The following is a 13,166-nucleotide window of genomic DNA, read 5'->3' as shown; positions in this document are numbered from 1 at the left end:
TGTATCAGTCGAAGATTTCCGACAGAGCCTTGGCTTCGGCAGCAAGCAGCTTGGCGTTATCGGCCACGGTTCGGGCAGGCAGCAGCCGGCCAGCATTCAACCTAACTCTGTCGATGTTGGCTTGGCTCGTGGTCCAGGCATTCATGGCATCTGTCAACTTCTGCACCACGGGTTCCGGTGTTCCCGGCGGAGCGAAAAGTGCGGACCAGATGCTGAATGAGAAGTTGTCGAATTCGTCGCTTTCGCTGAATGTCGGCACATCAGGCACAACATCACTGCGATTCGGTGCAGCGAGGGCGATTGGGTGCATCTTGTTGCTTTTCATCAGCCCCAGAGTGGCGCTGCTGAGCGGCACGAAAGACAGATCAACATGTCCACCGATGACACTAGCGATAGCGGGAGCCGCACCTTTGTAGGGAACCTCGAGCAATTCGATCCCAGCCTTGCTCTGAAAAGCCTTCCCTACGATTTGCGGCGCGGAACCGTCACCCCAATGTGCTATAAGCAGCGGCTTGTTGTTTGGATTGCGCGCATAGTCGAGCAGTTCATCCAGACTGGCAAATTTCCGGGCAGAGCTCGACACGAGCATGAAGTCTGCAACACCCACCTGCCCAAGCAGGTGAAAAGCCGTCGGATTGTAATCTGCCGACGGAACGACGCGGGGCGCAGAAATGAAATCGGTTCCGGTCGTTCCAAGCAGTGTAAATCCGTTCGGATCGGCATTCAGCACACCCGCCGCAGCTATCGATCCATTCGCGCCCGGGGCGTTCGTGATCACTAGCTTGGCGTTCAGGGCCTGCTCGAGAACCTTCGCGGCAGTGCGGATCGATTCATCGGCTGGGCCTCCGGGTGGGTAAGCGACACGGATGGTGATCGGACGGTCGGGGAAACCTTCAGCGACCGATTTTGCGGGGCCGAGACTGCCGACAACTACTATGACGGCATATGCGAACAACGAAGCTGCGCGGAAAATTGTCATATTCATGTTTCCTCCTCAGGGTAACAAAATGTTAACATCGTGAACCTATGAAGTCTTCTAATGTTAACAGTGTTATCATGCAATAGAAATCTTGAAGTGTGCTCTGCCCCTGCAAAATGGGAGAGGTGGCCGCGGAAATTCAGACCAGTCGTTAAGGTGGATCGCATATCGAGAGAAGTGATCCGAAATGAAGAAACGCAAGAACCATTCACCTGAGTTTAAGGCCAAGGTTGCGCTTGAAGCGATCCGCGAGGAGATGACGCTGGCGGAGTTATTCAAGAAGATTGGTGTGCATCCAACGCAGAACGGCACTTGGAAACGGACGGCGATATAGAACATGGCGACGGCCTTTGCGCGCCGGGGTTAGGTTCCTGAACAGGTGAGCATGGCGGATGTCGACAAGCTACATTCCAAGATTGACCAACTTGTTGTGGAACGGTTTTTTTAGCCAATGCCTCGCATCAGTTGCTCGGGACGCGAAGGAAAAAATGGTAAGCCGGGATCAAGAGTTAAGCATGCGTAAACAGTGCGAACTGTTGCATCTGTCGCGGTAGCGGCTTTTCTATTAGCCTGTCGGCGAAAGCGCCCAGAACCTGCGGTTCATGGAAATAATTGACAAACAGTTCCTTGAAACACCTTGGTATGGGTCGCGTCAGATGGCCCGGTGCATGAAGCGCAACAATCACTCATGTGGCCGCCACCGTGTCCGCCGGTTGATGCGCCTTATGCGGCTGGTACCGATCTATCAGGAACCCAACACAAGCAAGAAGCACCCACAGCACAAGATCTGGCCATAACTGCTGAGGAAGTTGATCATCGACCGCCCGAACCAAGTTTGGTGCGCAGATATTACCTACATCCCTATGCGACGTGGCTTTCTGTATCTCGTGGCGATCATGGACTGGTACAGCCGCAAAGTGCTGGCCTGGCGGCTGTCAAACAGCATGGATGCGAACTTCTGCGTCGAGGCTTTGAAAGAAGCCCTAGCCAAACACGGTAAGCCGGAAATCTTCAACACCGATCAGGGCATTCAATTCACCTGTGGCGTTTGAATCGATGTGCTGACGGACGCAAGGATAAAAATCAGCATGGATGGCAAAGGCGCTTGGCGCGACAACCGGATGATCGAACGATTGTCGCGGTCGCTGAAGTATGAATGCATCTATTTGAATGCCTTCGAGACAGGGTCAAAAATGCGTGACGGGATCGGCAAGTGGCTGAGCTACTATAACTCCGAACGCCCTCACTCAACGCACGGCTTATTGACCCCCGATGAGGTATACGCCGACAAAACAGAACCAATGAGATTAGCAGCCTAAATGAAACCATGATCCATCTTAACAAGGCTGCAAACTGGTCCAATATCTAGGAACACCTCTTTGCCTAGACTGCCCACAGTTGCTGCGAGGCGGAGAAGGGCTGGAAAGAGCCATTCTTGTCCGATGCTGCCCGCTGTACAAAAGTCTGCTCTGCCCAGCTATGAATCAAAACCGATACAACACCGAGTTCGGTAACCAAGATGGCGGAACTGCTGCGGCGTCAAGTTCACCACCTAAGCGTTCGGCTAGACCTCGCGACGCTGAATTCTCGCGATGCACTCGCGCAACTAGGCTCGAAAGCCCGAGCTCCCCCATAGCGTAACTCTTGAAAGCAACACCAGCCTCAGTGGCAAACCCTTTGCCCTCATCGACATCGTTCCAAATTGTCCAAGTGATTTCTGGAGGCTTAGACAAACTGAGTTGTAACGCACCGAAGTGTCCCAGCGGTCGTTCCGTCTTACGGTCAATAAACACGAAACGACCGAATCCGCGCAGCTCCCAGTGTCCGATCATCGAAGCTAACTTTTCGAACGCCTGTACCTCACTAAACGGTCCGCCGACATACCGCGTTCGTTCGCTAAGACAATAGCTCGTATACCAAGGCAAGTCTGATCGATTAGGCCGCCTGAACAGGAGCCGTTTGGTTTCTAAGAGATAGGTTTGCATACCAGAATCCGTTCACTTATGGCTCATATTGGCGGGACGACACGAATTAAGTGTGAAAACTACGGACGGTAAGAAGTGTTGCCTATCGAGCCAGAAGCGGGCTTTCGAACAACAGTAGCGAAAGCCTGTTTTGCCCCGCCTTCCTTTCCTTCACCTTTGCTCGTATGCAACACGATCCTAATCTTCACTCCTTGTTGATTACGATGAGCCAGAAACGCTCTCTTATCAAATCACACTAAACTGCCCCATTGGCGCCGACGTCAGACATTGCAACGAGCTATTGTAGCGGGCCATCGCCCGCTCCATCAACTTTCAGAACTCACCGTCATCCGGGATCGCCGTTTCGATTTGCTCAAGCACGTGTTCCCCTATGCCAATGTGGTGCTCGATACTTGCCCGATCCTCGGGATCATCCGTTTCGATCAGGTCATCCCTTAGATTTGCGATCGCTTCCCGGATCAGCGGTTTCTGCCCCCGCCAGTAATCCAGCTCGGCCTTTTCCTCCGGGTCAACGGTCCAACGAGATGCACCGTCCCTTCACGCATGTCGATCTTGACCTGGTTCGGGTGAGGCAGAGGATCAGGCAGGTGCGTGATGCCATGTTGTGCACGCCGGTTGAGCTCTTTTTCCCACTCAAGCTTGTAGGTCAGAGCTTTCTCGAAATACTCATCATGCAACAGCTTTCGTGAACTTTCGACGGACGCCAACAGTTCAGCGAAGAGCCTTTGAGCCCGGTGCTGACCCTTTGCTGCATTTACCGCCATTGACCGGAGTATGGCCTGCGCCATAGGCACCGTTACGCTACGATCGCCATCGCGCACCGTCACGCCGCGATACGCCTCTTCAATGACCAAATCTTTCAGCCGTTCCTCGTGCATCCCCGGCCGCTTGTTCTTCGCACCCCGAGGTCGGCCTTTGGGGTTACCTGACCTACCAGGTTTGAACCGGGTTGCTTTCGGTGGCTTTCCATAGCCGACTTCATAGTCAGATCCCGGTTTATGGATTGGCAATTTTGGGGAGGATCGGGTCATTCTGCGGCCTCCAACAGTTTTTCAGGTGACGCCCAGCCACACACCAGTTGCTCAGCCTCGTCATTTGCATAGGCTTCCCATCGCGCTAGAATGCGGTCGCAATAAATCGGATCCAGTTCACACAAGTATCCCTTGCGACCCGTCTTATGTGCAGCAATCAAGGTCGATCCCGATCCGCCAAAAATATCGAGTACAATGTCTCCACGTCCAGAAACATCCCGGATGGCGTCAGCAATCATTTGCACAGGTTTGACCGTCGGATGTAGGGCAAGCTCCTCCAACCGCCCGGCACGACGACTGTTTGCGCCGCGATACTCCCACACATTGGTTCGATACCGCCCATGCTGGCCAAGCTCGAAATTGTTCAGATGCGGCGCCTTGCCCTTCTTGAACACAAAGATCAGTTCGTGGCGGGAGCGATAGAACGTCCCCATACCACCGTTGTCCTTGGCCCAGACAATCAGGTTCTTCAACTCATCATAAACCCCCTGCCCTGCTTCCAACATTTCAGCCATATGGCGCCAGTCCATGCACAGATAATGTATCGCGCCATCCATGCTGTTTGCCGCGAGATTGCTCAAACCCTTCTCCAGGAACGAAGTGAACTCAGCCCGGCTCATCTCACCAGAAGCCATGGCAAATTCACGGTGCTGTATCTTGCCCGAGTTCCCGACATGGCCGTCGATCGGAACATTGTACGGCGGATCGCTGAACACCATGCGGGCCTGCTCTCCCTGCATCAACGTAGCCACCACTTGCGGATCCAGCGCATCGCCGCAAACCAATCGGTGTGAACCCAATTGCCAAACGTCACCAACGCGGACCCGAGCTGGCGCCACATCAGGCAAAGTATCGTCGTCTGGATCTCCGTCGTCTTCCGGAGCAACAGTCTCCAAAAGCCCATCAATTTCCGGAATAGAAAACCCGGTCACGGAAACATCGAACTCTAAATCGCTCGACAGCAGCTCACCAAGTTCTGCAGCAAGCAAGTCTTCGTCCCAGCCGGCGTTCAAGGCGAGCTTATTATCGGCCAAGACATAGGCGCGCTTTTCATCCGCACTCATATAATCCAACCGCAAACATGGAACCTCCGCCATGCCGAGTTGCTTTGCCGCTTCGACCCGACCGTGACCGGCCAGTATCGTGCGCCGCTCGTCGATCAAGACCGGATTGGTAAACCCGAAAGTCTTGATGCTATCCGCGATCTGGCGGACCTGCTTCTTCGAGTGGGTCCGCGCATTGCGAGCCCATGGTTTGAGATCCTCGATTGGGATCAGTTCTGTTTTCTTGCCTGACATGATGTTGTTGCCCCTATTGATCTTCGTTTAAGCGCCGGCCACGCCGTGCGCCTGGCGGCCAACCCGCCGAAACAAAAAAAGGACAGCCGTGCACGCACGGTTGTCCCTCCTCGGGCAGAATCGCCCAACAAGAACATAACATGAACAAAAATGCTTTGCAATTGCTCCGCGTCGGAGCCGGCTCCGCTCTACGAATATCGGCCAACCACATTCCTGGAAACGCACGCGCCAAAACCAAAACTCGCGACACACGATATCAACAGCGCTATTCGCTGATATCCTCCCAAATTTCTCTGTTCCCGCGCGGCCAATTCCCTGTTTTTAGTCGAACAGGGAATTGGCGCTTAACCCACTGACACAACGCGTAAACCTGGGGCAGAAACCCTCCAAAATCGGGTAAAACGTACAGAATTCCGCAAATTTCCCTGTAAATTCCCTGTAACCAGGCAAAATTGGCGAGACGCGTTAGCTCAGGACTGCCCACACAGCCATACACTTTCATTAAAAGAGACCGTGCGCGGTAGGCGTGACATTGTCGCGTGTTGTCCGCGGGTTGTGTGGGTTGGGGCGAAGGGCAGACTGTGCCTGTGAGCCAAAACGGAGCCGATATGCCGCGAAGTCTGGGAACGGCATTTCCGCGATACGAGTTTGGGGTGTTTGGGGTCAGAGGGCCGCGATCATCTGGCGCTGTTCGTCCCAGTCCGATGGCAACTCGTGGCGCAAGCACCAGTCCGATGTAAAACCAACGGGCTGTTTTCCCTCCATAACATCGCGCACGACGTCGGGTGCCAGGAAGGCAAGATCAATCATCTGCTGGATGCGCCGTTTGGATGTGGCGTCTGCCTCTGCGATCTCGGAGAAGGTTTCGCCGGCCTTGATCCGCTCAAACCAAACGTAGGCTTTGGCGATGTTATGGATGAGCGTTTTGTCGATACCGGCTGGCGCATCCGCAAGAATGATCTTCGTCTCGACGCCGCGCTTGCGGAGTTGGAAGGGGATGGTCTCACTGAGAACATGCTCTTCCAGATGCTCCTAGTTTACGTCAATACTCCCGGCGATGGCGTCAGCACTCAGTTGCACGACCAACTCACCGGGAGCGATGTCCACGCGTTCGATGAGGTCAAACAGGCTGCTTGGCTTGTCGCGTTTCGCGCGGGAGATAAGAGTATCAGCAGCGCGATCGATCTGATCCGCCGTTGCTGCCGGCAGTAGTGTGGGTGCGAAGCCGGATGCAGAGATCATCTTGCGTACCAAATCAGCGATCTTGTTCTCCAGCTCCGGCGCAGGCAGGCGCCAGGCATCTTTGTGTGCTTCGCTGCTCCCGGCCACTAACCTGTGCGAGATGTAATAGCGCAGTCGTGCGCCTTTCCGCGTCTTCGTATGCGAAGGCGTCAGGCGATCACCAGTTTCGTCGAAGAGTTTGCCGCATAGCAAAGAGCGTTGATTGGCGGCTTTGCGTCCCCTGCCCTTCGCCGCACCATCCTGCAACAACCGCTGGACGCGATCCCATCGCTCAGGTGCGATTATCGCCGGGTGCTGCCCCTCGAACACCTTGTCACGATGCCGGATGCGCCCAGCGTAGATCGGGTTGGTCAGTAGATGATGGATGTGGCCACGGTCCATATGGGTTCCGCCCGTCGTGCTGCCATCTGCAAGCGTTCGTTGACGGCTCCGTAGATCCAGCGCGTCAGCCTGTGCTTTCACCGCCCTGACGGTGCCAAGATCCTCGTAGAGCGCATAAAGCTGCTCGACCACCGCCGCTTCCTTGAGGTTCACGCTGAGTGTTCGCCCATCAGCATCATAGCCCAGTGGCACCTGCCCGCCCATCCATAGCCCCTTGCGCTTGGACGCCGCGATCTTGTCGCGGATACGTTCGGCCGTTACCTCTCGCTCAAACTGCGCGAAGGACAGCAGCATGTTCAGCGTCAGCCGCCCCATACTGGTGGCCGTGTTGAAGGATTGGGTGACCGAGACAAACGAGGCCTCTGCCGCATCCAGAATGTCGACGATCTTGGAGAAGTCCGCGAGGGACCGCGTGAGCCGGTCGATCTTATACACGATGATCTGGTCCACCCGCCCGTCAGATATGTCCTGCAGAAGGCTCTGCAGCGCCGGTCGTTCCAGGGTTCCGCCGGACAACCCACCATCGTCATAATGCGCGGGCAGCAACACCCAGCCTTCGTGCTTCTGGCTGGCAACATAAGCCGCACAGGCTTCGCGCTGCGCATCCAGCGAGTTGAACTCTTGCTCAAGGCCCTCTTCAGATGACTTGCGGGTATAGATGGCGCAACGCAGCTTCTTCATATCTTATCTCCCGGCTTTGCTCTGCAGGCCAAAGAACCGGGGGCCAGACCAGGTAGCGCCGGTGATGTGTTTGGCGATGGCTGATAGTGACCTCCAAGTCTTTCCATCCATCTCAAAGCCCGCCTCCGTGACCTGCACCTGGTATGTTCGACCGTTCCATTCCCGCACGAGATGCGCGCCGGGGTTCAGCCTTGCCGGCACCGCAACGGCAACGTCCTCCCCGCTCGCAATCTGTGTTAGTGCGCGGCGCGTTGTGGCGGCCAGCCGCCCATGCGCCCTGCATTGCCGCTCGTAGCAAACCGCGCGCTGCATGAACGGCACCGACAGATAGGCTGGCGGAGGCGATCCGAAGACCGCCTCCCACTCCGCAAGCATGCGGGGCCGCTCCGGGTTCGGATCACGCCCCATTGGCTGCGCTCTCGGATCCACGGGATTTATTCGGCGTAGGCGCAGAAAGGATGCGATGCCTCGACATCCCGCCTTTGGTAGGTTTGTTGCAGGCAATCTCGTACCCTGCTTTGCGCAAACCGGTCAGAGCCGCGCGCGTTGTATGTTGCTGCCAGACCAGCTTCGCGCTCAGGGTTTTGGTATCAGCTCCTGCCCTCGTCCCCAGCAGTTTGATCAACTGGTCCTTCTTGGTCGTACGCGATGCTGCCATCGCCTTGGCAGGTGCGTTGTGCTCGTCAGACTTGGTCATGTTGGTCTCCTCGGTTGATCAGCGGAAAAACCCCGCTGCTACCGAGTAGAGCCCGGAGTTCCGGACCGCGCCGCCGAATAAGGCCAGGCGCAGGAACACTAACGCTCGATACGACGACGTAGTCCAGTCTTTTGAAAGGGTTCTCAATGGGAGTGCCCAAGGCTAATATGGAATGGACAAATCGGGCGGAAACCAGACCTTCGCTGCGGGTGCGAGTTCTCACGGTCCAATCAGTAGAAGCTGACATTCACTCGACCATTAGCCCGCTTTTTTCTGCAATACCACAAGGCGGATTTGAGCCCCTCTTTGCCAATTTACTGGGACGCACCGAACGTCAGCCTCTGAGCGAGCGAGCCGGAAAATGACATAGATCGACAGAGGTCTTCCGGTCCGCATGTTGAGGGCTTGCAAACTTTAACCACCTTAAGGTCATAGATGTCTCAGAAATGAAGCCAGAGTCATCAACGTTGTATTTTCGACGTTGAGAGGCTATATGAGAGATACGGAAGTTGCGGTTCTCTGCGGCATAGGTGCATCAGCCTGCCAGGGCGAACCGCAACCCTTGATCATGAAAATTCAGCTGTCACGTCCTGTACTAGGGATTTGATGTTTGGGAAGGTTGCCGATGTTATCGCGCACGACCACGTCAGTTGTGACATTCCTTTATCCGTTCGCGGTCGCTGGATACACGGATGAATTGCCTGCGGGCGAGCGTCAAGTTTTTGCGGACGACGAAGTAATGCAGAGCGACAGCTTTGCTGCGTACCGACGGACCGCGACGTTTCTATTGATCAATTTGCGCGCAGGAAAGTCAGAGCTGCGCACAGTGGATCACCGAGACCTGGAGTTGGCTCTGGCACAGGATCAGGCCAACGCGAACAAACACGAAATCAAAAATAGTGCGGCGGCGCTTTCTCCGTCAGAGGATCAAAAATGACATTTCCCGAATGGACGAAACCCGGCGTTTACGGCGCGTTGGTTGGCGCAGTTGCTGTCTTTGTTCTTGGCTTCACCTGGGGCGGCTGGACAACTGCAGGCAGTGCGGACGAGATGGCCCAAAACCTTGCGGCAGAGGAAGTCACATTGGCGATGGTGCCGGTCTGCTTGAATCTTTCACAAGTTGATACAGAACGCACCGCAAAACTGGCAACACTTCAAGAAGAGTCAAGCTTTCAGCGACGCAAAGCCATGATGGAAACCGGCTGGGCCACGTTGCCGGGCACTGATACCCCAAGCCGAGATCTGGCAGACGCGTGTCTTGCGGGGCTAGAGTTAGATGGATCGTAAATCACAGTTAATGGAGCCGCGTTCTCCGCAATCTATTACTGCCCATATTTCAGCGGACACACCAACAATCATGCCGCTATTTATGGGTTCGATTATTGCAGTCCTGCTGTTTGCACTACCAGCACTTGCCCAGACCGCCACTCAGCCCATGCCTGAGAACGCCAGTGCTAAAAGTTACGGTGATGGGTGGGAATGTAACATTGGCTTCCGGCTAAACGAAAATGCCTGCGTCGCCGTGATTGTGCCGCAAAACGCATACGAAACGAAGCGGCCCTACGGTCCCGGGTGGGAATGTCTGCATGGGTTTCGCAGGACCGATGAAATTGCATGTGTTGCTGTTGAGGTGCCTGAGGGTGGATTTTTGGATCCGTCAGGCGAACAGTGGCGCTGTTTGCGCGGCTACATCAAGGTCGATGACACATGTCAGGAGATCGTGATTCCAGAGAATGCATACTTGGCAGATGAATTATATGGCTCCACGTGGACCTGCAAACGTGGGTTTGAAACAACTGGCGACCGGTGTACTGCCATCGCGGTTCCAGCAAACGCCTATCTGAATGGATCTGGATACGGTCAGCCCTGGACATGTGAGCGCGGCTTCTTTGACCAGGCTGGTCTGTGCGAAGCCGTCGCGATCCCTGCAAATGCATACTTCGACGACGCAAGCTATGGCTCAGGGTGGAAGTGTGATCGGGGATACGCAGCCTCAGGCGAGGCATGCGAATTCATAAACGTTCCCGAAAATGCGCATCTGGACGGGTCGGGAAATCGCTGGGAGTGCAACAAAAATTTCCAAAAATCAAAGGGGCTGTGCGTCCTTAACAACTAGGCGCGAGCCACGGCTCCATCCCCATTTAAAATGCACATGTGAGGGTAATTCCGCCCTTCGTGCCAATCAATAAAAGAGAACCACAATGGAAACCAAATCTGAAACTGTTGATACCATCCGCCGCCCTATCAGGGGAGCACAAGCACCTCCAATGAAACAGATCAAACCCGCAGGCATAACGTCAGGCAGTCAGATCACATCCTCACCGACGGCAGTCGTCTATTGCGAGGGGAATTTCGCGCAAATCGATGGTAAGACGGCAAATGGCCTTGTTCGTCATTCACAAGCGTATCGCATCCTTTCCGTCATCGACAGCACCGTTAGCGGACAAGACAGCGGATCCGTTCTAGACGACGTAAGCAACAGCATACCTATCTTTGATCATCTGGACGCCGCTGTTGCCCATGAAACCGTCATTCCCGATACGCTGATCTATGGGATGGCTCCGTCAACGGGGCGTCTCTCGACTGCGGACCGAGGCGTTGTTCTGCAAGCAATTGAGCTTGGTATGAACATTGTGAGTGGGCTGCATGAATATCTGAGCGATGACCGAGAAATAGCCAACGCTGCCTCGGAACGGAACGTCACGATCCGCGACATCCGCAAGCCGAAACCCAGCAAGGACATGCGCCTGTTTGATGGTAGTGTCGCCGGTGTAAAAGCGCTGCGGATTGCCGTTCTTGGTACTGATTGCGCGATCGGCAAGCGGACAACGGCGACCGTTTTGGCCCGGGCTCTGAATGCGAAGGGCATCAAGACAGTGCTGGTCGGCACAGGCCAGACCGGCCTGATGCAGGGCGCAAAATACGGTATCGCCATGGATGCCGTGCCGCCTCAATTCTGCTGCGGCGAACTTGAAGGTGCGATTGTTGCAGCTTCTGAAGTGGAACAACCGGATGTCATTCTGATCGAAGGTCAGGGTGCTTTGAGCCATCCCGCGTTCTGCACTTCAGCCTTTATCCTTAGGGGGAGCCAGCCGAACGCTGTCATCCTTCAGCACGCGCCCAAACGTGTCCATCGCTGTGACTTTCCCGATATGCCGATGCCCACGTCGTCAAGTGAGATTGCCTTGATCGAGGCCTTTGCCGACACTAGGGTCATCGGTGTTACGCTCAACCACGAAAGGATGTCCGAGGCCGAAATCACCGCCACCATCGCGGCCCAATCACTCAAACTCGGGCTGCCGGTCACCGATGCGTTGGCCCGACCGGCTTCAAATCTGCTTGCGATGGTACTCGCCGTATACCCCGGCTTGACACAAAGGCCGTGTATGGCCGCGATATGAGCTGCCCGCGCATCGAGGTGGACCTCAGCAAGATACGTCGCAACACACAGACCCTTGTCAAGCGCCTAGGCCCGCGTGGGATCGGCGTCACAGGCGTGACCAAGGCTGTCTGTGGGCATCCAGCGATCGCTCAGGCCATGCTCGATGGTGGGGCAGCCGGGCTTGCAGATGCACGTGTCCGCAATGTGCAAAGGCTACGTTCGGCGGGCGTGACAGGCCCTATCACTCTGATCCGTACGCCGATGTTAAGCCAGGCCGACCAAGTCGTTCAGTCCTGCGAAGAGAGCTATAACACAGAGCTTTCGGTTATTTCGGCGCTGGCTGCTGCCGCGATCCGCAATCGTTCCGTCCACGGTATCGTCCTCATGGTCGAAATGGGTGATCTGCGCGACGGGATACTACCCGAGAACCTGGAAGGTATTGCACAGCAGGTCATGCAAATGTCAGGGGTTGCATTGAAAGGGATTGGTGCGAATTTTGCCTGTCTGAGCGGGATCGCCCCTACTGCATCTCAAATGGCCGCTTTTTGCGACCTCGCGAATGAGATCGAGGGGGTATGCGGCCCGATCCTCAAGTTTGTGTCAGGTGGCAACTCAGCCAACTTGCCCTGGGCGCTTGGCGAACACGCGACGGGTCGCGTCAACGACCTCCGTTTGGGTGAGGCGATCCTTCTGGGTGTTGAGCCGGTTTCTGGGGACCAGATCGGTGGGATGCACACGGACGCCTTCACGCTTGTTGCCGAAGTTATCGAAACGAATGCAAAACCCCCGCCTTCCACTATCGCCCTGATCGATCCAGCACCGGGACGACATCGCATTGTGACAACCTGCGCTGCCTCTGCGCGCATGATCCTCGCGATGGGACATCAGGACACCGACATTCCGGGGCTCTCAATGCCTGTTGGAAGCACATTGATCGGTGCAACCAGTGATCATATTGTCATCGGAACGCCCCGAACCCTGCCAATGGTGGGTTCCGAGGTGAGATTCCGGATGAATTACAATGCGTTGATACATGCCATGGCAGCGCCGGACATCGAAGTGACACTGTTGGGCGATCAATCCATGCGCCCATCACGGCGTGCCCAAGGCAAGGTCAACCACTTGGCGTTGGCGTGAAAGACCTCGCTTGGTCGGGCCAACCTTAAGCTACAAAGGAAACTGAAAATTGACGAAACTCACAAAAAACAATCTGTTCAAAGTGTATGACTCCAAACCGGAAACGGCGATGGATAAGACGACGCGTGTCGTCCGACAAATGGTCGACGAAGAAACGGAAAAACGTGACGCCAAGAATTCCCGACTGCGAAACGCCCGCCTTGAAAGAGAAGCAAACACGCCAACTGTAACCAAAAATTTAGCAGCGTCTAAATCGCGTCGCTCGAAAGCCGCTTCAACGCGGTAGTTGAATTTCGGTGGTTTTGTGTGCGTTAAGTGCTCAGCTGGGAAACAGGCGCTTCAATCCGGCTGAA

Annotated in this window: 14 protein-coding genes and 1 pseudogene; 7 read left to right on the top strand and 8 right to left on the bottom strand. The window is 55.3% G+C overall.

Translation table 11 applies throughout. From position 1 onward, the window contains the following. Positions 1-4 precede the first annotated feature (4 nt). Positions 5-985 carry a tripartite tricarboxylate transporter substrate binding protein gene (locus N4R57_04610; protein ID UYV38373.1) on the bottom strand — a complete coding sequence of 327 codons (981 nt, stop codon included), beginning with the start codon at positions 983-985 and terminating at the stop codon, positions 5-7. Positions 986-1,166: 181 nt separating this feature from the next. Here N4R57_04610 and N4R57_04605 point away from each other — a divergent pair. After that, positions 1,167-2,298, top strand: a pseudogene (locus tag N4R57_04605) (IS3 family transposase). A 165-nt stretch (positions 2,299-2,463) separates the two neighbouring features. On the opposite strand, the gene N4R57_04600 reads toward N4R57_04605, so the two are convergent. The 7 genes from N4R57_04600 to N4R57_04570 all read right to left on the bottom strand — a co-directional run bounded on the left by N4R57_04600 (position 2,464) and on the right by N4R57_04570 (position 8,294). Next, the gene (locus N4R57_04600; protein UYV38372.1) at positions 2,464-2,964 is read right to left on the bottom strand and encodes a GNAT family N-acetyltransferase; all 501 of its coding nucleotides are present in this window, start codon (positions 2,962-2,964) and stop codon (positions 2,464-2,466) included. Between the two features lie 458 nt (positions 2,965-3,422). After that, on the bottom strand, positions 3,423-3,995 hold the full coding sequence (locus N4R57_04595) for a DUF5681 domain-containing protein (protein UYV38371.1): 573 nt from the start codon (positions 3,993-3,995) through the stop codon (positions 3,423-3,425). Further along, positions 3,992-5,293: a site-specific DNA-methyltransferase gene (locus N4R57_04590; protein UYV38370.1), complete on the bottom strand. Its 1,302-nt coding sequence runs from the start codon at positions 5,291-5,293 to the stop codon at positions 3,992-3,994. Before N4R57_04590 ends, N4R57_04595 begins: the two co-directional genes overlap by 4 nt. A 663-nt stretch (positions 5,294-5,956) precedes the next feature. Continuing rightward, positions 5,957-6,103 (bottom strand): hypothetical protein, encoded by a 147-nt coding sequence (locus N4R57_04585; protein ID UYV38369.1) that lies wholly within the window; start codon positions 6,101-6,103, stop codon positions 5,957-5,959. A gap of 222 nt (positions 6,104-6,325) precedes the next feature. Beyond that, the gene (locus tag N4R57_04580) at positions 6,326-7,597 is read right to left on the bottom strand and encodes a recombinase family protein (protein UYV38368.1); all 1,272 of its coding nucleotides are present in this window, start codon (positions 7,595-7,597) and stop codon (positions 6,326-6,328) included. Positions 7,598-7,600: 3 nt separating this feature from the next. Beyond that, entirely contained in the window at positions 7,601-7,972 is a 372-nt protein-coding gene (locus N4R57_04575) for a DUF2924 domain-containing protein (protein UYV38367.1), read from the bottom strand. 22 nt (positions 7,973-7,994) lie between these two features. Beyond that, positions 7,995-8,294 carry a DUF3489 domain-containing protein gene (locus N4R57_04570; protein ID UYV38366.1) on the bottom strand — a complete coding sequence of 100 codons (300 nt, stop codon included), beginning with the start codon at positions 8,292-8,294 and terminating at the stop codon, positions 7,995-7,997. Positions 8,295-8,946: 652 nt separating this feature from the next. On the opposite strand from N4R57_04570, the gene N4R57_04565 reads away from it, so the two are divergent. The 6 genes from N4R57_04565 (at position 8,947) to N4R57_04540 (ending at position 13,099) form a co-directional block, all read left to right on the top strand. Then, on the top strand, positions 8,947-9,231 hold the full coding sequence (locus tag N4R57_04565; protein ID UYV38365.1) for a hypothetical protein: 285 nt from the start codon (positions 8,947-8,949) through the stop codon (positions 9,229-9,231). Further along, positions 9,228-9,581, top strand: coding sequence for a hypothetical protein (locus N4R57_04560; GenBank protein UYV38364.1), 354 nt, complete (start codon positions 9,228-9,230; stop codon positions 9,579-9,581). The genes N4R57_04565 and N4R57_04560 overlap by 4 nt, the downstream gene beginning before the upstream one ends. Beyond that, on the top strand, positions 9,571-10,410 hold the full coding sequence (locus N4R57_04555) for a hypothetical protein (protein ID UYV38363.1): 840 nt from the start codon (positions 9,571-9,573) through the stop codon (positions 10,408-10,410). The genes N4R57_04560 and N4R57_04555 overlap by 11 nt, the downstream gene beginning before the upstream one ends. 85 nt (positions 10,411-10,495) lie before the next feature. Beyond that, positions 10,496-11,695: a DUF1611 domain-containing protein gene (locus N4R57_04550; GenBank protein ID UYV38362.1), complete on the top strand. Its 1,200-nt coding sequence runs from the start codon at positions 10,496-10,498 to the stop codon at positions 11,693-11,695. Continuing rightward, complete coding sequence (locus N4R57_04545) at positions 11,692-12,813, top strand: alanine/ornithine racemase family PLP-dependent enzyme (protein UYV38361.1); 1,122 nt, start codon at positions 11,692-11,694, stop codon at positions 12,811-12,813. Before N4R57_04550 ends, N4R57_04545 begins: the two co-directional genes overlap by 4 nt. 49 nt (positions 12,814-12,862) lie before the next feature. Further along, positions 12,863-13,099, top strand: a complete 237-nt coding sequence (locus N4R57_04540; GenBank protein UYV38360.1) for a hypothetical protein — start codon at positions 12,863-12,865, stop codon at positions 13,097-13,099. Positions 13,100-13,166: the final 67 nt, after the last annotated feature.

The organism is Rhodobacteraceae bacterium D3-12, from assembly GCA_025916135.1.
Classification (GTDB): domain Bacteria; phylum Pseudomonadota; class Alphaproteobacteria; order Rhodobacterales; family Rhodobacteraceae; genus JAKGBX01.
This window is presented reverse-complemented; position numbering and strand designations above follow the sequence as displayed.

Bases quoted from the DNA above. Each gene is read 5' to 3' on its own strand.
- N4R57_04570 (UYV38366.1), bottom strand. From the start codon at position 8,294: ATGACCAAGTCTGACGAGCACAACGCACCTGCCAAGGCGATGGCAGCA.
- N4R57_04545 (UYV38361.1), top strand. From the start codon at position 11,692: ATGAGCTGCCCGCGCATCGAGGTGGACCTCAGCAAGATACGTCGCAAC.
- N4R57_04560 (UYV38364.1), top strand. From the start codon at position 9,228: ATGACATTTCCCGAATGGACGAAACCCGGCGTTTACGGCGCGTTGGTT.
- N4R57_04600 (UYV38372.1), bottom strand. From the start codon at position 2,964: ATGCAAACCTATCTCTTAGAAACCAAACGGCTCCTGTTCAGGCGGCCT.
- N4R57_04580 (UYV38368.1), bottom strand. From the start codon at position 7,597: ATGAAGAAGCTGCGTTGCGCCATCTATACCCGCAAGTCATCTGAAGAG.
- N4R57_04575 (UYV38367.1), bottom strand. From the start codon at position 7,972: ATGCTTGCGGAGTGGGAGGCGGTCTTCGGATCGCCTCCGCCAGCCTAT.
- N4R57_04550 (UYV38362.1), top strand. From the start codon at position 10,496: ATGGAAACCAAATCTGAAACTGTTGATACCATCCGCCGCCCTATCAGG.
- N4R57_04595 (UYV38371.1), bottom strand. From the start codon at position 3,995: ATGACCCGATCCTCCCCAAAATTGCCAATCCATAAACCGGGATCTGAC.
- N4R57_04610 (UYV38373.1), bottom strand. From the start codon at position 985: ATGAATATGACAATTTTCCGCGCAGCTTCGTTGTTCGCATATGCCGTC.
- N4R57_04590 (UYV38370.1), bottom strand. From the start codon at position 5,293: ATGTCAGGCAAGAAAACAGAACTGATCCCAATCGAGGATCTCAAACCA.
- N4R57_04585 (UYV38369.1), bottom strand. From the start codon at position 6,103: ATGATTGATCTTGCCTTCCTGGCACCCGACGTCGTGCGCGATGTTATG.
- N4R57_04555 (UYV38363.1), top strand. From the start codon at position 9,571: ATGGATCGTAAATCACAGTTAATGGAGCCGCGTTCTCCGCAATCTATT.